The sequence below is a fragment of the Streptomyces sp. NPDC002588 genome (assembly GCF_040295925.1).
Classification (GTDB): Bacteria; Actinomycetota; Actinomycetes; order Streptomycetales; family Streptomycetaceae; genus Streptomyces.
Window position 1 is genome coordinate 31453 of the sequence record NZ_JBEOWF010000057.1, and the last position, 25052, is coordinate 56504.

Here is a 25052-nt window from a genome sequence, read left to right on the forward strand (position 1 = left end):
TGAGCCGGGATGAGAGCAGCTGTGCTGGAGGCCTTCGGCGCCCCCATGCCGGTGCGGGAACTGGACCTGCGGGATCTCTTCGCGCACGAAGTGCTGGTACGGACGGTCGCCGCGCCGTTCTGCTCCACCGACTGGCTGGGCTGGCGCGCGATGCGGGGCAGGACCCCGCCGGTGGTGCTCGGCCACACGGCGCTGGGTGTGGTCGAGCGGTGCGGAAGTCCCGGCGGGACCCGCGGTTACGGCGTCGGTGACTTGGTGGTCGTCGCCGGTACCCCGCAGTGCGACGAGTGCTTCTACTGCGGGATCGGCCGTCCTGACCAGTGCGCCCTCCTCTTCGAGAGCCCTGAACCCGTCATCGCCGCCGACCACACGGGCCGGCCGGTGCGTGCGGCAGGTGGCGTCGGGGCGTACGCCGAGCTGATCGTCGCCGATCGGAGGCAGGTCTGGCGCGTGGACAGTTCACTGCCCGCAGCCCAACTGAGCCTGCTGGGCTGCGGGATCACCACCGGTCACGGTGCGATCGTGAACGTGGCGCGGGTCCGGCCGGGCGAGTCCGTGGCGGTCGTCGGTCTGGGGCACCTGGGGTTGTGGTGCGTACAGGCGGCGCGGGTCGCGGGGGCCGGCCGGATCATCGGCGTGGACCCGGTGCCCGGGCGTCGCGCGACGGCTGCCGCGCTCGGAGCGACCGACGTCGTGGACCCGGCCGTACACGACCCGGTCGAACAGGTGCGGTGCCTCAGCGAGGGGCGCGGTGCGGACGTGGTCGTCGAAGCGGCGGGGCCCGAACTCGCGGTGCAACAGGCGGTCGCCATGTCCAGGAGGGCCGGGACCGTCGTGCTCACGGGTGTGCAGTGGACGGAAGGCAGGATCTCCCTGCCGCAGAACGCCCTCGCGATCCACGGCCGGCGGATCCTCTCCTGCCAGAACGGACAGAGCGTGATGTCCCGCGACCTTCGCCGCTGTACGGATCTCCTGGAGAGCGGCGAGTACGACGCCCGGCCGATCGTGACGGCGGAGTACACCCTCGACCGCATCGACGAGGCGCTGTACGCGGCGGGTGAGTTCCGCGATCTCAGCGGGGTCGTCACAGACTTCCGCTCAACTTCCGTCCGGTAGAGTTGTATGACGCTCGTACCATCATTCGATACGTAGGGGTGGGACCATGTCAGCGGCCGCGAAGCCATCGACCTCGAACGCGAACTCGCTCGCGTCGGCCTGGACCACCAGTCCCGTCGGCCGTGTCGCCGCGCCGCTGCGCGAGCAGGTCGTCACCGCGTTGCGTGAGGCGATCCTCGACTTCCGTCTGGAGCCGGGCAGGCGTCTCGTCGAGCGGGAGCTCGTCGAGCAGCTCGACGTCTCCCGCACCACCGTCCGCGAGGCGCTGAGGGAGCTGACCTCAGAGGGACTGATCAAGGTCGTGCCCCAGAAGGGAGCCGTCGTCGCGGCACCCACCCATGACGAGGCGCGCGATCTCTACGACGTCCGATGCGCCCTGGAGACCCTGCTGGTGCGACGGTTCGTCGAGAAGGCGCCTCGCTCCAAGGTGTACGCCCTCGAAGCGGCGGCGGAGCACTTCGCCGAGGTCGCCTCGCAGGAGAACGTCGAACCGCGCGAGGTCCTCGAGGCGCGCCACGCGTTCAACGCAGTCCTGTACGACGGGGTCGGCAGCGAGGTCCTGAGGCAGCTCGTGGACGGTGTGCAGGCCAAGGTGCGCGTCCTGGTGGTGAAGGGCATGTCGAGGAACCACTCCGAAGCGATCCAGGAACTGCGCGACATCGTCGCGGCGGTCCGGGAACGGGACGCGGACACGGCGGTCGAGGTCTACACCGGCCACATGCGGCGTGTCGCCGACAACGCCTTGAAAGGACTGAAGGGGATACAGGAGCGGTAGCCCCTGTATCCCTTTCACTCGGAGGTGACGGCCTCGAACGACCGCGCCGTGTGCTGGGTGTCCATGTACTCGCGGACGGTTCTGACCCGGTCGCCGACGACCTCGTACACATTGGCGTAGCGGTTGTCGTAGCGACTTCCGTCACGGAAGGACCCGCTGCCCACGGCCTCGGCGACGACCCAGGTCCCTTCCCCGACGAGGTGCGTGATCCTGAGCCGTGGGCCGTTCGCGTCGAAGAGGGCGAGCATCCGAGGCAGGACCGTCAGCATGGTCTCGCCGTCCATCGGCTCGCCGGCGCCCGGCAGGTCGTAGGCCTGGATCGTGTAGCCGAAGTCCGGCGTGATCAGGTCTTTGACACGCTCCCAGTCCTGCTCGTTCAGCGCGTCGACGAAGGCCCGGACGACGTTCTTGGGGTCAGTGGCCATCTCGGCTTCCTTTCTTCAGCAGGGGTGTGCGCCGGCCGCCTCAGAACGTCAGCGGCTGTCCGAAGTGGAAGCGGGACACCGATCCGTAGGTGACGTCCCACTTGGCGGCGATATGGGTCTTGAACATCGCCACGTCCCGGTAGTACTTCTCCATCGGCGAGCCCAGTCGTGCCGAGCTGGACCCGGCGGTGGAGAAGGCGAGGTCGACCGCCTGGTTGGCGAGCCGGGCGCCCTGCAGGATGACACCGCGCAGCCGGGCGTCGTCCTCGGGCGTGAACTCCTGGCGGGTGCGTTCCCAGCGTCGTCCCAGCTCGGTGTACTGGCGCATCGCGCCGAGCAGCAGGGTCTCGCCGGCGTCGATCTGGGCGAGCATCTTGCCGTACCAGCGGTGGAACTCCGCGGAGTCGGTGCGCGGCATCATCGGCGGGAAGCTCGTCGGGCGGGCGGTCATCAGCTCGTCGAAGGCGTCGAAGGCGGCCCAGGCGGCGCCGATCTGGGTGGCGACGAGCTCGCAGTTGAAGAAGGCGAGGGTCCGGCCCAGGTACATCGGATTGCCGTGCAGCCGGTAGCCGGTCGTGCCGTGCTGGCCCAGCGTGTGGTCCTTGAAGTCGTAGACCACGCTGAGGTGTTCGGGCACCAGGGCGTCCTCGACCCGGAGGGAGTTCGAGCTGGATGCCCGCATGCCGAGGACCCGGTCCGCGCCCCAGTCGTCGAGGATCTCGTAGCCGGATCGCGGGACGATGTACGCGCGCAGGCCGAGCGGCTCGTCCTGCTCGGTGAAGGTCGGGGCGACGAGCATCGCGTGGGTGCTCCACATCGAGCCCGAGCAGTAGTCCCAGGTGCCGGAGAGCCGGTAGCCGTGTGTGGTGCGGACCGCCCGGCCGCGCGGGATGGTGCGGCCGGGCGCGATGACGTCCCCCGCGAAGAGCTCCTCCTGGGCCTGCTCGGGGAAGAAGGACGCGATGTGCCAGGCGTGTCCGGCGCCGAGCACGAAGGACCAGCCGACGCCCGGGTCGCCACGTGAGATCTCGACGGCGACCCGGAGGAAGTCCTCCAGGGGAAGTTCCAGGCCGCCGTACCGCTTCGGGTGGAGCATCCGGTAGAAGCCGGCGTCGAGAAGCTGCTTGTGGATCGCCTCCGCATAGCCGCCGAGCGCTTCGTGCTCCGCCTGCGCGGCCCGCAGGACCGGGCGGAGCCTGGTCGCCACCTCGAGGAGATGGTCGACCGTGCCCTCCACCGCAGACGGGGGCGCGGAGTCGGCGGCGTACAGGCTTGCGCTCATCAGGCTCTCCTCTCGACACGTAACTTTGTATGACGATATTATAGGCAGGCAGAGAACGGCGCTAGATGCTACCCCTGGTCGACGGGATCGCTCAGGTGGTAGCCGGTCGGCACCCTCTTTACCTCATTGTGCGATCGTCATACAGTCCCCATCGATGTGTCCGTCCCTGTGCCCGTCGATGTGCCGGGACCTCAGAGGAGTTGGTTGTGATGTCCACGCCGTCCCCCGTCACCCCGCCGGACTCCCGCCCGGTCACCGCGCGGGAGTTCCGTGATGTCATCGGGCGATTCGCCACCGGCGTCACCGTCATCACGACCGAGTACGACGGCACCCGCTACGGCAGTACCGCCAGCGCGGTCAGTTCCCTCACCGACGACCCGCCGATGCTGCTGATCTGCCTCAACCGGAACTCGGCCACCGCCGCGGCGGTGCGCGACAGCGCCACCTTCGCGGTGAACGTCCTCGCCGAGGACCACGTGGACCTGGCGACCCGCTTCGCCTCCCGCGTCCCGGACAAGTACGACGGCGTCCCCACCGAGACCGCGTCGAACGGCTCACCCCTCCTGGTCGGCGCCATCGCGCACCTCATCTGCCGGGTCGCCGAGCAGGTCGAGGCCGGCACCCACTATGTGTTCCTCGCCCATGTCGAGGAGGCGATGTCCAACCCCGGCCATCCGCTCGCGTACTTCCGCGGCCGCTTCGGCAGGATGCAGACGGCGCCGGAGGCCTCCGTGCTGCGCGAGGTCCGCGCCCGGGTGCTCGACGCCGGCAGCGATGTCGAGGAGGTCATCGACACCGGCCGCTGGGCCGAGGAGTTCGGGATCGACGCGGGCCGCGTCCACCGCGCCCTGGTCGCCCTGGCCGACGAGGGCCTCGTCCGGCGCCAGGCGGGGGAGTACCTCATCACGCCCGTCCCCGACTCGATCATCGACGAGGTGTACAAGGCCAAGCTCGCCATCGAGACTGGCGTCGCGGAACTGACCGTGGGCCACACGACCGCCGAGCAGCTGGGCCGGCTGCGTGAGCTGATGGAGAACACCCTCGGTTTCGTCAAGGACGGCCGGTTCACCGACCCCGAGGGCTGGGTGCGCGCCAACGAGCGCTTCCACGAGTACATGGTCGAACTCGCCGGCTCCGCGATCCTCCTCGACACCTACCGCCGGCTCTGCCTGCCGGGGCTCAACCTGCGCGCCCTCGACACGGCCAGCTACGCCTCCAGCTCCCTCCTCGACGACCACCGCCGCCTCGTCGAGGGGTACGAGGCGGGCGACCTGGCCCAGGTCTCCGCCGTCCTGCGCCAGCACGCACAGCGTCCGCTCGAGATGCGCCACGAGGACCGGCTGCGCCGCGCCGCCGACGTGAACCCCGTCGGCTGAACCCGGCTACGAACCCGTTTAGGAGATGTGATGACCACAGCACACGCCACCGCGCAGCCCGGCCTGGACGCGCCCTCGGACGAGGAACTCGTCGGGCGGGCCCGGGCCATGCGCGAGGAACTGCTCGCCCGCCAGGAGGAGGCCGAGCGACTGACCCACCTTCCCGCCGACATCCACGAGCAGTTCGTCACGAACCGCTTCTACGACATGTTCGTACCGAAGATGTACGGCGGCCTCGAGGTCTCGCCCAGGACGTTCTTCGAGGTCTGCAAGGAACTCGCCCGCGGTGACATGGGCAGCGCCTGGTGTTTCGCACTGGCCGCGAACCACGCCCTGCACGTCGCCTCCTGGTACCCCGAGCAGGTCCAGGACCGGGCGTTCGGCAACCACGACTTCCGGGCCGCTTCGGTCTCCGCGCCCACGGTCAGGGCGAAGAGGACCGAAGGCGGTTACGTCCTCGACGGCGTGGTCGACTACTGCTCCGGCATCCCCCACTCCACCTGGTACCTCGGCCAGTGCATGGTCGAGCAGGCGGACGGCTCGGCCCCCGTGATGGGAATGTTCCTGGCCCCCGAGGACACCTTCGAACGCCTGCACAACTGGGGCGAGTCGACCGGCCTCAAGGCCACCGGCTCCGAGAGCATCCGCTTCACCGACGCCTTCGTCGCGGCCGACCTCGTCGTCGAGGACGCCAACATGATCGACATCCCGGTGAAGGACGGCACGGTCGGCTCCCAGCTGCACGGCAACCCCATGTACGCCGGCCGTGGCCTGCTCACCTTCACCGTCTCCCTGGCCAGCCTGGCCGTGGGCGGGCTCTACCACGCCCTCGACGAGTTCGAACGCCTCATGCGCACCCGCAAGACCCCGCTCCCGCCCGTCCAGCTCCGGCTGTACGACGTCGACTACCAGCGCCACTACGGCGCCGCCTGGACGAAGATCAGGACCGCCGAACTGGCACTGGACGGCGTCATCGCCCAGCACGCCGAGTACTGCCGGGCCACGGTCGACGGCAGCCGTGAGTACACCTTCATCGACGACTGGAGCCTGGCCTGCGTGGTCCGCGAGATCATCATCCAGCTCTGGGAGACCCTCGAACACGACCTGCTGCGCGTCGTCGGGTCCGGGTCCATGCGGCAGGGCGAGCGGTTCGACCGGATCTTCCGCGACATGAGCTCGCTCCTCACCCACCGCAACCCCATGCTGCGCGAGCAGGCGTTCCGCAACACCGCCAACCTGCTCCTGGAGATCCCGCCGCCCGAAGCCCGCTGACCCTCGACTCCCCCTTCCCTCCTCCCCGTCGGGCCGCCGTGAGACAGGACGACCGAGCATGACCGACATACCGCCCCACCTCGACGACCGGGTCGAGCCGATCACCCTGCGCACCGGCTTCTTCTGGATCCCGGGCGAGCAGATCACCACCCCGCACGGCACCCTCCCGCGCGGCCCGCTCTACGTCGAATGGCTGGCACCCGCCGAGGTCACCCGCCCCCACCCGCTCGTCCTCGTCCATGGAGGCGGCGGCCAGGGCACCGACTGGCTGGGCACCCCGGACGGCCGGCAGGGCTGGGCCTACGACCTCGTACGCGCCGGTTACGCCGTGTACGTCGTCGACCGCCCCGGACATGGCCGCTCGCCGCACCACCCGGACGGACTGGGCCCGGTGGCCCCGCCGCTGCCGCTGGAGTTCGCGAGCTTCCTGTTCGCGCCCCCGGAGGCCGCCGAGTCCCACACCCAGTGGCCCTGGGACCGCGCCCTCGACGGCCCCGAGTTCCAGCAGCTCACCTCGGCGATGGGCTTCTTCCTGGCCGACTTCGCCGAGGGCCAGCGCCTGGACGGGGAGCGCATCGCCGCCCTGCTGGACCGGATCGGCCCGGCGGTACTGGTCACCCACTCGGCCGGCAGCCCGGGCGGCTGGCTCGCCGCGAACCGACGCCCCGGCCTGGTCGAGGCCATCGTCGCGATCGAACCGATGGGACCGCCGTACGCCGACTTCCCCGGCCTCGGCGAGATCACCTACGGCCTGACGTACGCCGAGCTCACCACCGAGCCGGCCATCGACTCCCCGGACCGGCTGAAGGCCGACCCCGCGGGCCACCGCATCCCCGGTCTCAGCGGAACCCCGGTCGCCGTCGTCACCGGCAGCGCGTCCGGCAGCGCCGCCCAGTCACCGCCCCTGGTCGACTTCCTGTGCGCGGTGGGCGCGGACGCCGAACTGCTCCCGCTGGCCGACACCGGCATCGTCGGCAACGGCCACGGGCTGATCCTCGAGGCCAACTCCGCGGAGACGGTCAAGCCGGTCATCGCCTGGCTGGACGGACTGGAGACATCGCGATGACGACCACCCCGTACGAACACCCGGACCTGCCGGAAGAGGCGGTGCGCCGCCTGACCGAAGCGGTCGGCGAGGACGCCGTCCTGCTGACCGACGCCGAACGCGACACCTACCGCGACCCCTACTGGTTCCAGGGCGACCGCACCTACGACTCCTCCGCCGTCGTCTTCCCCACCTCCACCGAACAGGTGCGGGACGTCGTACGCATTGCGAACGAGTACCGCATCCCCGTGTGGACCTCCTCCCAGGGCCGCAACAACGGCTACGGCGGCCCCTCGCCCCGCGTCCGCGGCTCCCTCCTGATCAGCTTCCGCCGGATGAACCGGGTCCTGGAGATCAACCGCGAACTGGCCTATGCCGTTGTCGAGCCGGGCGTGCGCTGGTTCGACCTGTACGAGGCCCTGGAGGCCTCCGGCAACGGCGACCTGTGGTGCTCGATCCCCGACCTCGGCTGGGGCAGCGTCATCGGCAACTCCCTCGACAACGGCGTCACCTACGGCCCGAACGGCTCCGACTTCCAGAAGCTGTGCGGGATGGAGGTGGTCCTCGCGGACGGCGAGGTGTTGCGCACCGGCATGGGCGCCATCCCCGACAACCCCTCCTGGCACGTCTACCAGCGGGGCCTCGGCCCGGTCCTCGACCCGCTGTTCATCCAGTCCAACTACGGCGTCGTCACCCGCGCGGGCGTCTGGCTCCAGCGCCGCCCGGAGGCGTACGCGCCGCTCTACCTCACCGTCCCCCGGGACGACCAGCTCGCCCAGGCCGTCGACATCATCCGCGAACTCCGCCTCGACGGAGTGCTCCGCGGGGTGCCGAACCTGCAGAACACCATCACCATGGCGGCCCAGTTCCCCGAACTGCTGGGCGAGTTCATGGGCGCCGAGGGTCCGGCGAGCGAGGAGGCCCTGGACGGCCTCGCCGCCCGCACCGGCATCGGACGCTGGGGACTGCGCACCGCCCTCTGGGGGGACGGACCCGTCGTCGAACACCACCTCGGCCGCATCCGTGAGGCGTGGTCGGCCATCGAGGGCGCGCGCGTCGACCACCACCGCACCTTCCTGCGCGACGAGTGGGGCGAGCTGACCACCTTCATGGAGAAGGTCCAGGCGGGCATCCCGAGCATGGACCTGATGGAGGTCATCCCGGAGTTCGTCGGACACATCGGCTTCTCGCCGGTGGTCCCGCTCACCGGCGGCGAGGTGCGCCGCGTCGTGGACGTGATCCAGCGGCTGGTCACCGACCGGGCCGGGACGAACTTCGTCTGTGCGATCTTCCCGATCAACGACCGCAGCGGCATCGTCGTCAGCAGCATCAGCTTCGACACCCGCGACGAGAAACAGGTACGCGCGGCGGTCGACACCGCGAAGATGCTGGTGAGCGAGGTGGGGGCGCTCGGATACGGCGAGTACCGCGCCCACCTGGACTTCATGGACCTGGCGGCCGACCAGTACTCCTTCAACGACCACGCCTACCGGCGCTTCGTCGAGCGGATCAAGGACGCGGTGGACCCCAACGGCATCCTGTCCCCGGGCCGGCACGGTGTCTGGCCCGCCGCCTACCGGGAGGCCGGCTCATGACCGTGATCGAGGACGTGACCGGGCTCGTCGCCGTCGTCACCGGCGGGGCGTCGGGCATCGGCAGGGGCATCGCGCAGCGGCTGGTGGAGCGCGGGGCCCAGGTGGTGATCGCCGACATCGAGGAAGGCCCCCTGGAAGCGGCCGCCGAGGAGATCGGGGCGGTGGGGATACGCACCGACGTCACCGACGCGGCGAGTGTGCAGGCGCTGGCCGATCAGGTCGTGGAGCGGTTCGGCAAGGTGCACCTGGTGTTCAACAACGCCGGAGTGGCCCCCGAGTCGCGCATCGCGGACATGACCCTCGCGGACTGGAGGTGGATCCTCGACGTCAACCTCGACGGTGTCGTCCACGGTGTCCACGCCTTCCTGCCCCTGCTGAAGCGGCACGGCGAACCGGCGTACCTCGTGAACACGTCCTCCATGGGCGGCTTCGTCGCCGACATGCCGGGCCTGGGGGCGTACGCCACGACGAAGTTCGCGGTCATGGGACTCACCGAGGCATTGGCGCACGAGCTGCGGCGGGAGGGCTCGAACGTGGGCGCCGCCGTGCTCGCGCCCGGGACGGTCCGCAGCAACATCGCCCGCAGCCTGCGCACCAGGCCCTCGGGGCCGGAGGGCAGCGCCCTCGTGCAGAACGACATCTCCGAGGACCCGGAGCTGGCGCAGCTGCGCTGGCTGGACCCGGTGGACGTGGGCGATGTCGTCCTGGCCGGCCTGGCACGTGGCGAGACCCACATCGTCACGCACCCGGAGTGGTACCCGATGGTCGGAGAACGTGCGGCGCGCATAGAAGCAGCTTTCGGGAGAGCGGCTGACTGACCGCACGGGCACGCCTGGAGGCCCCGGCTCGAAACGAGCCGGGGCCTCCAGGCATGTGCCCGTCGGGGACCTCAGTCGCGGTCCGCCAGATGGCGCAGCCGCTCAGGCCAGATCCCGTGCCGACCCGGCGACAGGATCCCGTTCGGATCCACCGCGTCCTTGAGCGTCTCGCAGAACCGTCGATAGGCGTGGTCATTGAAGGAGTACTGCGCCGACGCCAGGTCCATGAAGTCCAGGTGGGCGCGGTACTCGCCATAGCCCCGCTTGCCGGCCTCGGCGACCAGCACCTTCACCGCGTCGTACGCCCGCCGGCACTGCTCGGCGTCCCGGTAGTCGTAGTTGAGCCCGGTCACGTACAGCGCCGTGCGCTCATTGATGATCAGCAGACCCCCGGCCACGTTCACCCCGACCTGCTCCCGCACGATCCGGTCGAAGAGGTCGACCACCTCCCGCACATCACTCCCGACCAGCGGGATCGCGGGGGAGAAGCCGATGTGCGCGACCCCTTCCGGGATGGCCTCCAGCAGTTCGACGCCGGGCAGACCACCCTGGCACTTGTCGGGGATCGTACGGATCTCGTCGTACTCGTCGGGCCCGTACGTCCGCTCGAACAGCACCTGCCCGCCCGGAATCGCGCTCCACGCCGTCCGGATCTTCGCCAACTGGTGCTCCACCACAGGGCCGTCGCCCCACAGTGCCCCGCGCAACGCCCACCGGCCGAGCCCGGTCGCGTCGGCCATCTCGTCCAGGGTCTCCTCGCTGAAGGCCCCCTCGGCACCCGCGAACCGCCCCATCACGTCGGGGAACTGGGCCGCCAGCGTCACGGTGTTGTACATGCTCGGCACCCCGCGCAGCGTGCCGTCCAGCCGGAGCCGGCGGATGATGTCGACGGCCTGCTCCAGATGCTCGTCCCGCGGCACCGTGAGGAAGAACGGCGCGTACGCCTCCGGGCGAGGCATCAGCCAGTAGCCCATCCGCGTCACGATGCCGAAGTTGGACTGCACGAACAGACCGTCGAGGACCGGCCCGAGGCCGCGCTTGTACGTGTGCCAGGACTTGTTGTCCGGGATGGCGCCCATCCCCGTACGCAGCAACTCCCCGTTGGCCAGGACCACTTCCATGCCGCACGGTGCCATGAAGTCGGCACCGTAGGGCTGGTAGGTGATCCCGCAGTCGAGGGAGTTGCCGATGACGCTGCCCCAGCCGAGGTCGGGGACGGTCACCATCAGGTCCTCGTTGCCCGACTCCTTCAGCGCGTCGTACAGGTCGAACCAGCGCACGCCCGGTTCGACCACCGCGTACGCCAGGTCGCGGTTGATCTCCAGGACGCGGTTCATCCGGGTCAGGCTGACCACGACGGTCGCCTTCAGCCGGGGCGAGGAGCCGCCGTAGCCGTAGTTGCGGCCCTGCGAGGAGGTCCAGATCGGCACCCCGAACTCGTTCGCGATCCGCACGACCGCCTGCACCTCCTCGGTGCTGCGCGGCAGCAGGACGGCGGCCGGGTCGTAGGTGTCGTCGTCGCGGTGCCAGTACTTGTCGCGGTACTGCTCGTGGAAGCGGCCCTCGCCGAGGACGACCCCTTCCTCGCCGAGTACGTCGACGAAGCGCCGCAGTGCCTTCTCGCCGAGGTAGGTGCCGTCGTCGACGGCGTCGGTGCTCGTGTCGCTGCTCATCGCGCGGCCTCCACAACGGCTCCGGCGGTCGGCCAGGTCGCCGCCGCCTCCTCCAGCACCGACCGCATCGAGCGCGGCGCCCGCCCGGCCAGCGTCTGGACCGTGTCGCTGAGGGAGGCCATGTGCCCGAGGCGGATCGCTCGGCTGAACGACACCATGTCGTCGCTGTTCCACGGGATGGGGGAGGAGGCGATCGCTTCCGCGTCGTACTCCCGGGGCACGCCCATGGAGTCGAAGACGGCGTACTGCTCCTCGTCGGTGATCGGCACGTAGGCGACCTCCGTGCCGCTGATTTCCGAGATCAGCGCGCATACTTGACGGTACGTCAGCTGCTGGGGGCCGGTGACCTCGTAGGCCCGGTCGTCCTCGCCGCGGCCGAGCAGCGCGCCGACGGCGGCGGCCGCGCAGTCGTCCCTCGACACGAAGCCGACCGTGCCCTCGCCCCATGCGCCGACCATCTGCCCCATGGCGACCGCGCCCGGAGCGATGAAGTAGGCGACCGCCTGCGCGTACTGGGAGTCGCGCAGGGTGTTCCAGCGCAGTCCCGACTCGCGCAGCATGGCCTCGGTCGCGCGGTGCTCGGTACAGACGACGGCGTCGTTCTCCTCGATGCCCGCGCCGACGATCGACGTGTAGGCGAGGTACTGGACACCGGCCTGCCGGGCCGCCTCGATCGCGTTGCGGTGGAACCCGATCCGTGAGCCGACCTGGGCGGTGGAGACCAGCAGCATCCGCTGGGCCCCCGCGAAGGCGGCCTCGAGGCTGTCCGGCTCGGCGAAGTCGGCGTACCGCACATGGACGCCACGGTCGACGAAGGACTGGAGCTTGCCGGGCGCCCGCGTCGTCAGGATGACCTGGTCGGCGGGGACCGACTCCAGCAGCAGCTCCGCCGCGGTCTGGGCCAGCCCTCCGCCGGCACCGGTGATGAGGTACACGTGCACTCCTTGTGTGCTCGCCGCCCCGGCCCGCCCGGGTGTCGGTTTCGGCAACCGTACTCTTTGTATGACGAGACGACAATCATGTGATTGCAGGTTACGGTCCGCTCGCCTTTGCTCAAACTCCTGGCAATTCCCCTCTGGACTCCGGTTTCACCGCGCGCTACGGTCCTCCTCGCAGCCGATGCATTGTATGACCAGACGACAATCACACAGTCTGGCTCGGTCTCCAGTCACTCAAGTCAGGAGGGGTCAGTGTCGACCCACCCGCTCACAGCTGAGCCGGAAGCCGTACTGGCGGTCGACGGCCTACGGAAGCACTTCGGTCCGACGGTCGCCCTCCAGAACGCCGGCCTCCGCCTGTTCCCGGGCGAAGTGCACGCTCTCGTGGGGGAGAACGGCTCCGGGAAGAGCACCCTGGTCAAGATCCTCAGCGGAGTGCACCGCCCGGACACCGGCTCCATGACGGCCGGCGGCCGGACCTTCGCCCCGCGTACCCCGGCCCAGGCGCTGCGCGCGGGTGTCGACACCGTGTTCCAGGAGGTGCTCGGCGTCGAGAACCGTAGCGTCCTGGACAATCTGTGGCTGGGCGCGGACCGTCTGCTGCGCCCCGTGACACGGGACCCGGGCCGTCGTGAGAGGGCGGCGGAAGTCCTCGCCGCGCTGCTCGTCACGCCTCCTCCGCTCGACGCCCCCTTCGGCTCGCTCCAGCTCAGCGACCGCCAGGCCTGCGGCATCGCCCGGTCGCTGCTGCGCGAGCCCAAGGTGCTGATCCTCGACGAGGCGACCTCCGCCCTGGACCACGACACCCGCACCCGGCTGTTCACCCTGGTGAAGGAACGCGCGGCACACGGCATGAGCGTCGTCCTCATCACGCACCGGATGGACGAGATCCGCGAGATCGGCGACCGCGTCACCGTGCTCCGCTCGGGCCGCACGGTGGGCACCCTCGGAGCCGACTGGGAGCACGACGAGATGATCCGGCTGATGACCGGTGGCGCCCACCTGGTCCCGCCCTCGGACAGCGTGGTGACCACCGCCTCCGACACGGCCGAACGCCCCGTCGTGCTGCGCGTCACGGGCGCTCGGCTGCGGCCGGACGCCCACCCCTGCACCGCCGAGTTCCGCCGCGGCGAGATCGTCGGCCTCGCCGGCCTGGAGGGCCACGGCCAGGACGAGTTCCTCCGGCTCCTCGTAGGGCAGGGCGACACCCATGGCGTCGTACGGACCGAGGCGGACGGCGAGCGACGGGTGACCGATCCTCGGAAGGCCCGTGAACTGGGCATCGCCTATGTCGCCCGGGACCGGCGCGGCGAGTCGATCCTGCCGTGGATGTCCATCCTGGACAACTTCGCCATCGCCACCGCCGAACGGGACGTACGCAAAGGGCTGCTGTCCGAGCGCGCCGCCGAGCGGCGGTTCGCCCACTACGTGGAGCGGCTCGGCATCAGGTTCGGCCGCTCGTCGGACGCCATCACCACGCTCAGCGGCGGCAACCAGCAGAAGGTGGTCATCGCCCGCTGGCTGGCCGCCGGCCCTGAGGTCCTGCTGCTCAACGACCCTACGAGGGGAATCGACGTGGGAGCCAAACGCGACCTCTACCGGCTGCTGCGCGAGCTGACCGGACAGGGGCTGACCGTCGTCATGCTGTCCTCGGAGGTCGACGAGCACGTCGAGCTGATGGACCGCGTCCTGGTGTTCCGCGAGGGCTCCCTCGCCACCGAACTCGCCCGGACGGACCTGGACCGCGAACGTCTCGTCGACGCCTTCTTCGGCGGAGCGGCGGTGACCGCATGAGTACCGTCGCCCAGCGGACCCCCGCGATCCGCCGCGACCGGGGCTCTCGCTTCGCCCGCCACACCCACCTCTTCGCGCTCGTCCTGGCGGCCACGCTCCTCATCGCCAACCTCGCGCTGCAGCCCCGCTTCGGCGTCACCGCCCAGCTGGCCGCCCTGGCCCCGCTCGGTATCGCCGCCATGGCGAGCGTCCCCTCGATCATGAGCGGACGCGGCGGCATCGACCTGTCGGTCAGCCCGCTGATGACCCTGAGCGGACTGCTCTACGCGACCCAGCTCCAGCCGGCCGGCCTCGGCGGTTACGTCGCTCTGCCGCTGCTGATGGCGGTGGGCGCCCTGGCCGGCACCGTCACCGGTCTTCTCATCGTCGTCGGCCGGCTCCAGCCGATCGTCGTCACCCTCGCGATGTTCTTCGTCCTCACCGGCCTCGACCTCAAACTGTCCCCCAGCCCGACCACCGTCTCGGGCACCTGGATGGCCGGTTTCGCGGGGTCCATGGGGCCCGTCCCGGGCGGACTCGTCGCACTGGCGGTCCCCGTGGCCGTCTGGCTGCTGGTCACCAGGCTGACCACCTACGGGAGCCTCCTGCGCGCGGTCGGCGGCAACGACGTCACGGCGTTCACCAGCGGTGTGCCCGTCGGCGCGGTGCGGGTGCTCGCCTACGCGCTCGGCGGCGCGATGGCCGCGGTCGGGGGCCTGGTCCTCATCGGCCTCGCGTCCACGGCCGATGCCGGCACCAGCACCGCGTACACCCTCATCGCGATCGCCGCCGTGTCGCTGGGCGGCCTCCCGCTCCAGGGCGGGGGCGGCGGAATCGCCAACGCGCTCGTCGGCGCCGCCGCCATCTACCTGCTGCAGAGCCTTCTCGGAGTGCTCCAGGTGTCACAGACCTGGCTGCAGGTGATCTACGGGGCCCTGCTCATCGGCGCGGTGCTCTTCGGCGCGATCGCGGCCCGCGAACCGAAGGAAGGCTGACGATGACCACCCAAGGCGCGCTCGACACCGCCCCCCTCGCCCCGGGCAGCACGGCATCCCCGCCCCCGCAGGACCCCTCCGCGGCACAGCGTCTCCTCTCCCTCCAGCGACGGTTCCCGCTCGTCCAGCTGCTGCTGACCGTGGCCGTGCTCGGCTGGGGAGCGGCCGCCATGCCGGGCTTCCTCGCACCGACGAGCCTGCGGTCGGTCCTCGTGCTCTGCGCGCTCACCGGCCTGGCCTCGATCGGTCAGACGCTCGTCGTCCTCATCAGGGGGATCGACCTGTCCCTCGCCGGGTTCATCGTGGCCGGCGCGGTCACCGTCACCCAGTTCGGCGACGTCCCCGGAGTGCCGCTGCCGGTGATGCTCGCCGTCGCCGTCGCCTGCGGCGGCGCGATGGGCGGGCTCGTCGGCTATCTGTGCCACCGCTTCACCGTCCACCCGATCATCGTCACGCTCGCCGCCGGCTCGATCGCCGTAGGAGTCACCGCGGTCCTCAGCGGCGGCGGCACCGGCGCGGGCGCGCCGGGCTGGGTGACCCGGCTCAGCGCCCCCATGTCGTCCACGTTCGGCATTCCGCTGCCGCCCGTCGTGGTCATCTGGGCGCTCGCCGTCGCCGCCGTCTCCGTGCTGCTGCACCGCACCCGGCCAGGCCGACGCCTGCTGGCCACGGGCGCGAGCCCGGTGGCCGCGGACCTCGCGCACATCAGCACCCGCAAGGTCTGGATCACGGTGTACGCCGTCTCGGCGGCCCTCGCGGTCCTGGCCGGTGTCGTCCTGGCAGGCTTCGCCGGCAATGTCGACAACCGGCTCGGCAACCCCTACCTCTTCCAGAGCATCGCGGCGGTCGTCCTCGGCGGCACCGCGTTCGGCGGTCCCGGCAGCTACACGCGCACCACCGTCGGTGTACTCCTGCTGACCACCGTCTCCACCGTGCTGGTCGGTCTCGGCTTCCAGGAGGCCGACCAGCAGATCCTCAACGGCATCGTCATCCTCGCCGCGATGGCGGTCTACGGCCGTGAGCGCAGACTCCGCGACCAGGTCTGACCCGACCTCCGGCTGCCCTCTCCCCTCCCGGCGATCCCGGGACGCTCCCGCGCACCACCCACCTCCCCGGACACCGGAACCGCCAAGAAAGGCACCCCCATGATCAGATCCACCCACCGACGGACCCGTACGCGCGTCGTGGCGTCGTCCACCGGGATCGTCCTGACCGCTCTGCTCACCGGCTGCGGCGGCTCGGGCGGTACGGTCGCCGCCGGGGCGAGCAACGGTGCGACGGACACCGCGGGGAAGGCGTCCGCCGCCTGCGGCCAGGTGCCGACCATCGCGCCCAAGGACCCCGACGGCGCCGTCAAGGCGCTGCCCGCGGATCTGCAGAAGGCGTACAACGCCTACGGCGAGGAGGTTCTCGCGAGCGCCTGGCAGCACAAGAAGGCCCTCGGGCGCGCCGCCAAGGTCGGCTTCTCCTACCTGCCGGCCTCCAACGCCTACGCCGCCGCCGTCGTCAAGCAGATGGAGACCAGCTTCGCCGCGGCCAAGGCCGACGGCCTGGTCAAGGGCAAGCTCGTCAAACGGATCATGACAGACCCGGCGACCATGACCCCGGCCGAGCAGATCCGCGGCTACAACGAGCTGGTCGACTCCGGCGTCGACATCATCTACATCACGCCGCTCTCCGGCGACGCGATGGTCTCGGCGGTCGACGCGGCCGGCAAGAAGGGCGTGGTCACGGTCGCGCTCAGCTCGACCATCCGGTCCAAGTACGCCGTCAACGTGGCCGAGAACGCCTACCTGAACATCGCCCAGCCGACGGCCCTGGTCGCGAAGCAGCTCCAGGGCAAGGGCAATGTGGTGATCGTCCGCGGCTTCCAGGGACTGTCGACGGAGACGATCGGCTATCAGGCAGCGAAGGACGTCCTCGCAGCCTGCCCCGACATGAAGGTGCTCGGCGAGGTCAACGGCGCCTTCGTGCCGCCGGTGGCCAAGGCCGAGCTGCTGAAGTTCCTCTCCAGCCACCCGCAGCGGATCGACATGGTGGCGCAGCTCGGCCTCATGGGCTCCGGTGTCTACGCCGCCTTCGACTCGACCGGACGGGACATCCCCAAGGTGGTCGACGCCGGCGCGTCCGCCTCCTCGCTCGCGTCCTGGAAGAAGCTCGAGACCGCGGACGGCTACGAGACCGCCGGCGCGGGCGGCAACGGCACCCAGGAGGCGAAGGCATGGTTCACCGTCGGGATGATGGTGATGGCGGGAGACGGCCCGAAGGTCGGCACGATCACCCGTGAACCGTCGGTGATCACCAAGGCGAACCTGGCCGACTATCTGCCCGTGGGCGCGAAGGTGAGCGACCTCGGCGAGGTCGAGGACGGCGAGGGATGGATGCCGCAGTCGTACCTCGACCAGTTCTTCGACAACCCCTCGCAGAGCTGAGGACCGGGCGCGGATGAGCGTGACATCGAGTGGTGGCCGCCGGCAGTGCGCCGGCGGCCGGCTCGCCGGGAAGGCCGCCCTGGTCACCGGCGCGGGCTCGGGCATCGGGCTGGCCACGGTCCGCCGGTTCGCCGAGGAGGGCGCGCGCGTCCTCGCCGTGGACCTCGACGCCGGGCGGACGGCCCACGCGGTGGCCGACTGCGAGGGTGCGGTCGCGGCCGCCGCCGACGTACGGGACAGCGGCCAGGTGGACGCCGCCTACGACCGTGCCCTCGCCGAGTTCGGCCGGATCGACGTCGCGGTGAACGCCGCCGGTGTCGCCGGGGCGCAGGCGGACCTCTGCGACCTGACCGACGAGGACTTCGCGGACGTCGTCGCGGTGAACCTGACCGGTACCTTCTACTCCGTGCGGGCCGCCGTGCGCCTGATGCGCCGAGGCTCCCCGGCGGGCGGCAGCATCGTCAACGTGTCCAGCGTGGGCGCGCTCGCCAACTTCCCCCTGCCGGCGATGTACCCGGCGTCCAAGGCGGGTGTGCTGGGGCTGACCCGTGCGGTCGCGGCGCTCGTGGCGACCGACGGGATCCGGGTCAACGCGGTGGCGCCGGGGGCGACGGACACGCCGATGCTGCCGCAGGACGAACACGTCCGCCGCGCGGTCGTCGATCTGGGGGTGCAGCGCCGGGCGGCCTCCGCGGAGGAGATCGCACACACGATCTTGTTCCTCGCGAGCGACGAGGCGGCGTTCTACACGGGCCAGACGCTCTCACCGAACGGCGGGTACGTCATGCGGTGAACGGCGTCGGGAAGCCGCGAAGGCGTCGGCTCAGAGCGAGGCGCTGCTGAACGGCAGCCCGCTGGTGGCTGACAGCCCCTCCAGTCCCGCCCGCTTCGCCTGCTCGATGTGGTGGTTGCACGCACGCACGGCGGCCTCGGCGTTGCGCGCCTCGACCGCCTCGATCACGGTGCGCAACTCCTGCACGCTCCGTGCGGTGCGGCCGGGCTGGGCCAGAGACGTGGCCCGGAGCAGGCTGAGGCGGGCCTGGACACCGCTCAGCGTGGCGTGGACCGAGCGGTTGCCGCAGCCGCGCAGCAGCGCGTCGTAGAACTGGTCCTTCGCCTTGAGGATCCGCAGGGTGTTGCCGCCGTCGCCGCCCGCGGCCTCGGCCAGCTGCTCGAACGCGGCGCGCAGCTCCGCCACCTGCTCGTCCGACGCGACTTCGGTGAACCGGCGCACAGCGAGCGCCTCCAGGGCGGCACGCAGCTCGTAGAGCTCCAGCGCCTCCTGGGGCGAGGGCACCACGACGACGGCGCCCTTCTGCGGGATCGTCTTGACCAGGCCCTCGGCCGCCAGCTCGCGCAGTACCTCGCGGATCGTGGTGCGCGAGACACCGATCTCCTCGACCAGTTCGCGCTCGATCAGCCGCTGACCGGGCGCGTAGTGGAAGCTGAGGATGGCCTGACGCAGCACGTCGAGCACCTGCTGACGCAGAGGTGCGGCGACCCGGCCCACTTTGGCGGCCAGATCGACGGATTCGGCGGAGCTGCGGGGTGCTGAGTTGCCTGATACGGTCACGCGATCAGGATACGGTAAGGCGATCGTACAACCCAAGGGTGGACTGGTCCGCAGCGGAGAATTTCGGCCACGGACTCGGAATGTTCAAGCCTGTGACACATGGATGGCACCTGGATCGCCCATGCGCGGGCTGGACGCCCCGGGTCGGACCCCATGGGGAGCTAGCGATTGTATGACAGGCGTCCATGTGCGGTACGCCGACTTCGCCGAGCCGGAGAGCCTGGTGGCGGCCTTCCCCGCCGAAGCCGACTCCGCCAGCTTCGCCAGGAAGCAGCAGCTGGCGCCGCGGCCAGCCCCCTGCCCCAGTTCGGCGCGCCTGGGCGATCACATGGTTCTGCGGCCGGGGGAGGTGGCGGTCCTTCGGGTGACAGCGCGCGCCTGTGTGATCCAATGTCCGCGGAGCCGGGACCTCTCGATCGGAGCACGAAGGCATGTCGACGGTTATACCTTTTCCCGATAACTGGAGGCCGCTGTTCAGCAGTTGGGAAGAGCTCCGGCACGGCTACCATGCCGGCGACAAGGATGAGACGGTGCGCGACTGCGCCCGCCGGCTCGACACGACGGCGTCAGGGCCTGGGTCGGGGGCGGGGGACGATCCCGGTCTGTTCTGGACGCTGGGCCTGTTGATGCTCGTCCCCTACGTGGCCTTCGGCAATCCCGGTCCGGGAGTCGAGGACGAGGTCATCGCCGTACTGAGCCGGGTCGCCCGTGGTGGTGACGGCAGGGCGTGCACGCACAGCTGGCATCCGTACGAGGCCGGCGTGGACGATGTGCTCGAGCACCTTCCCGCCGGCCTGGAGGTGCTGAGCTACCCGGTGGACCAGGCTGTCGAGGAACTGCTTCCCGAGGATCTGCTTCCCGCTGACTACCTGGATGAACTCGAGGACGATGAGGCCGAACCCGCGAACCTCTCCGGGCCCGAGATCCTCGCCCGCTGGCAGTGCCCGCGCACCGCGCCGGGATTCGCCCGCGCGGCCCTCGACTACCTGGGTGCAACCGTCCGCTGAGGGCGACGGCTCCTCGGGCATGAGGGGGTGAGCGGTCGGGTGGTCCCGGACCTCCGGCCTGTGCACGGCCGCCTTCACCACGTCGGGCTCTGCACCGGTGGCGGTCTCGTGATCGACGCGCCGGACTGCCGTCAGCACGTGAATTCCGAGCCCTGTGCCGAAGCAGGGCATCGGGGAGGAACCCGGCCGGGCGGCACGACTCGTGGCTTGCAGGTTTGCAAAGAGACGACGGTGTCCAGGTGATTTGTCGTCAATGCGTCGGTCGCCACTCTTTTTTCGACCGTGGCTCTCGTGCGGCACCACCGTCAGAACCGCACACCGCGACTCGCCTCGCTCCCGGCAGGGCCGGGCCGGGCCGGTTCCGAGACGAGGACCTCATGCAGGCCAAGCCAGTACTGGCTGATCACACCCTCGCACTGGAACTTGAACACGTAACGAGGCCGGGCAGGAACACCAAGCTCCTGGGCCAATTCCCGCGCAGCAGCCTCCTCGTGGGAGTGAAGGGCACGGTCAACGAGTTCGCCCACGGACACGGCATGCGGCACTGCCGCTACCGAGGGCAGCGAAAGGCCCACATCCAGCACGTCCTGACGGCCATCGCCGTCAACATCGAGCGCCTCAGCGGACTGCCACTGGCCGAGGAAACACCCACGCCCCGCCGACCGACTGCCTTCCAGAACTATCTCGACCAGCGCGAGATACACCGGCTGAAGTCCTGGCGAACCCTGGGCAGTTGCCTGTTCCTGAGGCCGACATGACAGAGCTGCGGTTGTGATTGGGCGGTGAACGGCTCGTTGGATCTGGCCGCCTGGCCGCCTGGCCGCCTGGCCGCCTGGCCGCCTGGCCGCCTGGCCGCCTGACCCGTGGGCGGGCGGACGGCGGCGAGCCGGCTTCCCACGATGGTGGGAAGCCGGCTCGCCGGGTGGTGCTTCAGTTGGTTTTGGCGTGGGCCGGTCGGTGGGAGCTCAGGATGAGGGCTGCCAGGGTGGAGGCCAGGAGCGTGAATGCGGCGGTGGTCAGGAATGCGGCGCGGGCGCCGGGGACGAACTGGCCGGGGACGGCTCCGGCGGCGTAGACCGAGACGACGACGGCGAGTCCGATGGCGCCGCCCAGCTGCTGGACCGTCTGGAGCAGGCCGGAGGCCGATCCGGCGTGCTGCGGCTCGACCCCGCCCATCACCAGGGAGGCGGCCGGCATGAAGGTCAGTCCGGCAGAGATGCCGTTGATCAGCAGGGGGCCGAGGACCGCGGTGACGTAGCCGCTGGTCGTGTCGATGTTGCTGAGCCAGACGTAGCTGGCGGTCAGGCCGAGGGTGCCAGTGATCAGCAGCGGCTTCTGTCCGAAGCGGGCCACCAGCTTGGGGGCGATCCGTGCCATGGCGAAGATGCCCAGCGTCATCGGCAAGAACGCGGCACCGGCAGCGATGGGGCCGAAGTGCAGCACCCGCTGGACGTACTGCACGACCAGGAAGAACGTGGCGATCTGGGAGCCGAAGACCAGGGTCGTCACGGCCAGAGCGCCCAGGCGGCGTCGGTCGCGCAGCAGGGCGGGCACCAGCATCGGGTGGGCGACGCGGTGTTCGGTCATGGCCAGGGCGGCCAGGAGCACGACGCCGACTGTGAGAGAGCCGATGGTCTGGGCGGAGGCCCAGCCGTGCTCGGGTGCGCCGATCAGTGCCCAGACGATTGCCACGGCCGCGCCGGTGGCGCTAAGTGCGCCGACGAGGTCGAAGCGGCCGGGATGGCGCGGGGTTTCGGCAACGAACCGCGGGGCGAGGGCGAGCACGGCGATACCGATGGGGACGTTGATGAACAGGGTCCAGCGCCAGGATCCGACTTCGGTGACCACACCGCCCAGGAGGAGGCCGAGGGTGCTTCCGCCGATACCGACGGCGGCGAACAGGGCCAGGGCCCGGTTGCGTGCAGCGTCGTCGCGGGCGCTGGTGGTGACCAGGGCGAGCACGCCAGGTGCGGCGAGGGCCGCTCCGATGCCCTGCGCCGCGCGGGCGGCGATCAGCAGGGCGGCGCTCTGGGCGAAGCCGCCGAGCAGGGAGGAGGCGGTGAAGACGCTCAGGCCGATGAGGAAGACGCGCCGTCGGCCGTAGGTGTCTCCGAGCCGGCCGCCCGTCAGCATCAGGCCGCCGAAGGCGAGGGCGTAGGCGTTGACGATCCAGGACAGGGAGGACGGGCCGAGGCCGAGGCCGGTGCCGACGCTGGGCAGGGCCACGTTGACGATGGTGCCGTCGAGGGTGAGCATCAGCTGCCCGACCAGCACGATCATGATGCCGAACGCCGCGCGGCGGCTGCTGCGCTGCGGAGTGGCAGGCGATTGGGCGGACGAAGTCGGCGGTATGGCGGCAGGGATGCGCTGCGTTGTGGACATGGCGGGGTCCTGTTCTGGCCCTCGGGGGCCGACAGAGTGTGAGCGGTGTGCGGGGCGGCCTCGGGCCTGGCCCCGGAAGGGAGGGTGGGGGTGGTGATCGCGGGCGTTTGCGGGCCGGCGGGAGGGACCCGGTCGAAACCGGGCCCGTGAAAGGGATGGCGGCCGGGGTGACGCGCGCCCGGCGGGCCTGGTTGCCGGGCGCGCGCGTCACGGCTTGGCTGCTCAGACCTGGGCCATGCCGCCGTCGGCGAAGAGCTCGACACCGGTGATGAAGCTGGAGGCGTCGCTGGAGAGGAAGGCCACGGCCTTTCCCATCTCGCGGGGGTCGGCGATCCGGCCGGTGGGGTTTCCCTCGCCCATCTTCTGGACCGCGGCGGCAACCGCGTCGGCGCCCTGCGCCATGCCGAGGGCGCGGCGCAGGGATTCGGTGTCCACGGCGCCGGGGCTAAGGACGTTCATGCGGATACCGGTGCCCTTGATGTCCTGGATCCAGGACCGGATGAAGGCGCGCACGGCGGCCTTGGCGCCGCCGTACAGGCCCATGCCGGCCGGGGGCTGGATGGAGGCGGTCGAGCCGATGATGACGACCGTGCCGCCGACCGGCAGCAGCGGGATCGCCGGCTGGACGGTGAACAGGACGCCCTTGGCGTTGACGTTGAAGGTCTTCTCGAACTGTTCCTCGGTGATCGCGCCGAGCGGGGCGTGGGCGCCGATGCCGGCGTTGGCCACGACCGCGTCGAGGCGTCCGTGGCGCGCGATGACCTCCTGGTACATCGCCTCCATGTCGGCGAGCTTGGTGACGTCGGCGACGATGCCCGAACAGTTCGGGCCGACCGTGGCGACCGCCTCGTCCAGCGGCTTCTGCTGCAGGTCGGTGATGACCACGCGGGCGCCCTGGTCCACGAATTCCTGGGCGATCCCCAGGCCGACGCCGGACGCGCCGCCGGTGACCACGGCGACCTTGCCTTCGAGCGGGAGGCTCATCGTTTTCTCCTCTGAATGATTCGCCCGCACCCTGCGGACGACGGCGGTACGTGCTCTACACTCGTAAGTGGAGGCGCCGCCGGTTCTTTGACTATAAGCGGAGGCGTCTCCACTTAGCAAGAGTGGAGGCACCTCCACTTACTTCTGACGAGGAAGGGCCCTCCCGTGACTGCAGACACCGGGCGACCGCTGCGGGCCGACGCGCGGCGCAACCGGGAGAAGATCCTCTCCGCGGCCGTGCGCGTCTTCGCCGAAGAAGGGCTGGAGGCGCACCTTGAGCGCATCGCCAAGGAGGCGGGCGTGGGCTCGGGCACTCTCTACCGGAACTTCCCCACTCGGGAGGCGCTGATCGAGGCCGCCTACCGCAACGAGCTGAGCCGGCTGTGTGAGGCCGCTTCCGAACTCCTGGCGGCCATGCCGCCACGCGAGGCGCTCCGCGCCTGGATGGGGCGCTTCATCGACTACGCCACCGCGAAACTGGGGATGGCCGAGGCCCTCCGCGCCGTCGTCGACTCCGGCGTCAACCCCTACGCCCACAGCAGCGAGCTGATCATGACCGCCCTCACCTCGCTCATGGACGCCGCGACCGCCGCTGGGACCATACGGTCGGACGTCAGCCCGGCCGTCATGTTTGCCGCCCTCACCGGCGTCGCCCTCGCCTCGGGAAAGCCCGAGGAGCGCGAGCAGGCCGAACGCCTCCTCGACCTCACCCTCGACGGACTCAGGTATGGCACGGCGGACTGATGCCGCCCCGGAAGGCCGACGGGCTCGCCTCCGTGCGAGCCCGCGGCCGGGCCGGCGCGCGCCGGCCGAAGCTCACCGAGGACGAGGCCGCGCTCGCCAAACGGCTCTACGACGAGCGGAAGGAAACCGTCCAGCAGACCGCTGACATGTTCGGCGTGCTCCCGGTCGACGGTCTACGACACCTCGACAAGACCAAGATCGTGCTTAGCCGGCCGAAGAAAACGGCGGTCAGGGTTCTCACCGGCAGGAACTTGAGAACGATCAGTCCCGGGTGGCCTCGCGGGAGGCGGGCTGTCGGCTCCTGCGGGAGGACCGACGGGTGATGCGCCTGGTCATCAGTGTGATCGCAGCCCAGGTGATCAGCGATTCCGAGTGCTGGATGAGACGCTCGTAGTCCCGAGCGCGACGGCGAGCGTGCATGATCCAGGCGAGCGATCTCCCGACGACCCAGCAGCGGGGCAGGATGACGAATCCGGTGGCGTCCTTGGGACGGCTGATGGTCTTGAGCGTCAGGTTCAGGTGCTTCTTCGCCCAGGTCACGAGCTGTCAGGCATAGCCGGAGTCGGCCCAGACGATGGTGATCTCGGGGTGCATCAGCCGTAGTCGGAAGAGGACTTCCTATGCCGCGGCCCGCGCCGGCGCTCGGGGCGCGCCGCAGGTCGCCGACCGGTGGCCTTTATGGGACAACCTCGCCACTGCTGTCGAGCGCACTGTGATCGCTCACCGCCCTTGTCTGCAAGGACCTGAGCAGCTGAGTCGGGTCCCGACATGACAAGGTGAGCGTGCCTTTTGTACAGGTCAGGGTGGCTTGGAACGTCTGCCGTTATGTCACGCCACCCCCGGAGGC

The 25052-nt window shown here is 70.3% G+C and carries 22 protein-coding genes and 1 pseudogene; 15 read left to right on the forward strand and 8 right to left on the reverse strand.

The window, feature by feature from the left end; translation table 11 throughout:
* Nucleotides 1–9 precede the first annotated feature (9 nt).
* On the forward strand, nt 10–1116 hold the full coding sequence (locus ABT057_RS42705) for a zinc-binding dehydrogenase (RefSeq protein ID WP_352349583.1): 1107 nt from the start codon (nt 10–12) through the stop codon (nt 1114–1116).
* A 46-nt stretch (nt 1117–1162) separates the two neighbouring features.
* Nucleotides 1163–1891, forward strand: coding sequence for a GntR family transcriptional regulator (locus ABT057_RS42710; protein WP_352349585.1), 729 nt, complete (start codon nt 1163–1165; stop codon nt 1889–1891).
* Nucleotides 1892–1905: 14 nt separating this feature from the next.
* On the opposite strand, the gene ABT057_RS42715 is transcribed toward ABT057_RS42710, so the two are convergent.
* Together ABT057_RS42715 and ABT057_RS42720 are read right to left on the reverse strand one after the other, a co-directional pair.
* On the reverse strand, nt 1906–2316 hold the full coding sequence (locus ABT057_RS42715; RefSeq protein ID WP_352349587.1) for a nuclear transport factor 2 family protein: 411 nt from the start codon (nt 2314–2316) through the stop codon (nt 1906–1908).
* A 40-nt stretch (nt 2317–2356) separates the two neighbouring features.
* Nucleotides 2357–3598: an acyl-CoA dehydrogenase family protein gene (locus ABT057_RS42720; RefSeq protein WP_352349589.1), complete on the reverse strand. Its 1242-nt coding sequence runs from the start codon at nt 3596–3598 to the stop codon at nt 2357–2359.
* A gap of 209 nt (nt 3599–3807) precedes the next feature.
* Here ABT057_RS42720 and ABT057_RS42725 point away from each other — a divergent pair, with 209 nt between their 5' ends.
* The 5 genes from ABT057_RS42725 to ABT057_RS42745 are packed head-to-tail and all read left to right on the forward strand — an operon-like array spanning nt 3808 to nt 9704.
* Nucleotides 3808–4974: a flavin reductase gene (locus tag ABT057_RS42725; RefSeq protein WP_352349591.1), complete on the forward strand. Its 1167-nt coding sequence runs from the start codon at nt 3808–3810 to the stop codon at nt 4972–4974.
* Between the two features lie 30 nt (nt 4975–5004).
* Nucleotides 5005–6246, forward strand: a complete 1242-nt coding sequence (locus ABT057_RS42730; RefSeq protein ID WP_352349593.1) for an acyl-CoA dehydrogenase family protein — start codon at nt 5005–5007, stop codon at nt 6244–6246.
* Nucleotides 6247–6304: 58 nt separating this feature from the next.
* Nucleotides 6305–7312 carry an alpha/beta fold hydrolase gene (locus ABT057_RS42735; protein WP_352349595.1) on the forward strand — a complete coding sequence of 336 codons (1008 nt, stop codon included), beginning with the start codon at nt 6305–6307 and terminating at the stop codon, nt 7310–7312.
* Nucleotides 7309–8886, forward strand: coding sequence for an FAD-binding oxidoreductase (locus ABT057_RS42740; RefSeq protein WP_352349597.1), 1578 nt, complete (start codon nt 7309–7311; stop codon nt 8884–8886). The genes ABT057_RS42735 and ABT057_RS42740 overlap by 4 nt, the downstream gene beginning before the upstream one ends.
* Nucleotides 8883–9704 (forward strand): SDR family NAD(P)-dependent oxidoreductase, encoded by an 822-nt coding sequence (locus tag ABT057_RS42745; protein ID WP_352349599.1) that lies wholly within the window; start codon nt 8883–8885, stop codon nt 9702–9704. Before ABT057_RS42740 ends, ABT057_RS42745 begins: the two co-directional genes overlap by 4 nt.
* Before the next feature lie 71 nt (nt 9705–9775).
* Here ABT057_RS42745 and ABT057_RS42750 read toward each other — a convergent pair whose 3' ends face one another.
* Together ABT057_RS42750 and ABT057_RS42755 are read right to left on the reverse strand one after the other, a co-directional pair.
* Complete coding sequence (locus tag ABT057_RS42750) at nt 9776–11377, reverse strand: FAD-binding oxidoreductase (protein ID WP_352349601.1); 1602 nt, start codon at nt 11375–11377, stop codon at nt 9776–9778.
* Nucleotides 11374–12312, reverse strand: coding sequence for an NAD(P)H-binding protein (locus tag ABT057_RS42755; protein ID WP_352349603.1), 939 nt, complete (start codon nt 12310–12312; stop codon nt 11374–11376). The genes ABT057_RS42750 and ABT057_RS42755 overlap by 4 nt, the downstream gene beginning before the upstream one ends.
* 255 nt (nt 12313–12567) lie before the next feature.
* On the opposite strand from ABT057_RS42755, the gene ABT057_RS42760 reads away from it, so the two are divergent.
* From ABT057_RS42760 to ABT057_RS42780, 5 genes are all read left to right on the forward strand, one after another.
* On the forward strand, nt 12568–14109 hold the full coding sequence (locus tag ABT057_RS42760; protein WP_352349605.1) for a sugar ABC transporter ATP-binding protein: 1542 nt from the start codon (nt 12568–12570) through the stop codon (nt 14107–14109).
* Nucleotides 14106–15083 (forward strand): ABC transporter permease, encoded by a 978-nt coding sequence (locus tag ABT057_RS42765; protein ID WP_352349607.1) that lies wholly within the window; start codon nt 14106–14108, stop codon nt 15081–15083. The genes ABT057_RS42760 and ABT057_RS42765 overlap by 4 nt, the downstream gene beginning before the upstream one ends.
* Nucleotides 15084–15085: 2 nt before the next feature.
* Nucleotides 15086–16129 (forward strand): ABC transporter permease, encoded by a 1044-nt coding sequence (locus ABT057_RS42770; protein WP_352349609.1) that lies wholly within the window; start codon nt 15086–15088, stop codon nt 16127–16129.
* Nucleotides 16130–16228: 99 nt separating this feature from the next.
* The gene (locus ABT057_RS42775; RefSeq protein WP_352349611.1) at nt 16229–17515 is read left to right on the forward strand and encodes a substrate-binding domain-containing protein; all 1287 of its coding nucleotides are present in this window, start codon (nt 16229–16231) and stop codon (nt 17513–17515) included.
* A 13-nt stretch (nt 17516–17528) separates the two neighbouring features.
* Nucleotides 17529–18308, forward strand: a complete 780-nt coding sequence (locus ABT057_RS42780) for an SDR family NAD(P)-dependent oxidoreductase (RefSeq protein ID WP_352349613.1) — start codon at nt 17529–17531, stop codon at nt 18306–18308.
* A gap of 30 nt (nt 18309–18338) precedes the next feature.
* Here the strand turns inward: ABT057_RS42780 and ABT057_RS42785 are convergent, their stop codons facing one another.
* Entirely contained in the window at nt 18339–19088 is a 750-nt protein-coding gene (locus ABT057_RS42785) for a GntR family transcriptional regulator (protein ID WP_352349615.1), read from the reverse strand.
* A 530-nt stretch (nt 19089–19618) separates the two neighbouring features.
* Here ABT057_RS42785 and ABT057_RS42790 point away from each other — a divergent pair.
* Nucleotides 19619–20095, forward strand: a complete 477-nt coding sequence (locus tag ABT057_RS42790) for a hypothetical protein (RefSeq protein WP_352349617.1) — start codon at nt 19619–19621, stop codon at nt 20093–20095.
* 377 nt (nt 20096–20472) lie between these two features.
* The gene (locus ABT057_RS42795; RefSeq protein WP_352349619.1) at nt 20473–20853 is read left to right on the forward strand and encodes a transposase; all 381 of its coding nucleotides are present in this window, start codon (nt 20473–20475) and stop codon (nt 20851–20853) included.
* A 172-nt stretch (nt 20854–21025) separates the two neighbouring features.
* On the opposite strand, the gene ABT057_RS42800 is transcribed toward ABT057_RS42795, so the two are convergent.
* Together ABT057_RS42800 and ABT057_RS42805 are read right to left on the reverse strand one after the other, a co-directional pair.
* Nucleotides 21026–22477 (reverse strand): MFS transporter, encoded by a 1452-nt coding sequence (locus ABT057_RS42800; RefSeq protein ID WP_352349621.1) that lies wholly within the window; start codon nt 22475–22477, stop codon nt 21026–21028.
* Between the two features lie 222 nt (nt 22478–22699).
* A complete protein-coding gene (locus tag ABT057_RS42805) occupies nt 22700–23461 on the reverse strand; it encodes an SDR family NAD(P)-dependent oxidoreductase (protein ID WP_352349623.1) in 762 nt (253 codons plus the stop codon).
* A gap of 165 nt (nt 23462–23626) precedes the next feature.
* On the opposite strand from ABT057_RS42805, the gene ABT057_RS42810 reads away from it, so the two are divergent.
* Entirely contained in the window at nt 23627–24205 is a 579-nt protein-coding gene (locus tag ABT057_RS42810) for a TetR/AcrR family transcriptional regulator (protein WP_352349625.1), read from the forward strand.
* A 315-nt stretch (nt 24206–24520) separates the two neighbouring features.
* On the opposite strand, the pseudogene ABT057_RS42815 reads toward ABT057_RS42810, so the two are convergent.
* A pseudogene (locus ABT057_RS42815) lies at nt 24521–24823 on the reverse strand (transposase); the annotation flags it as partial.
* Nucleotides 24824–25052: the final 229 nt, after the last annotated feature.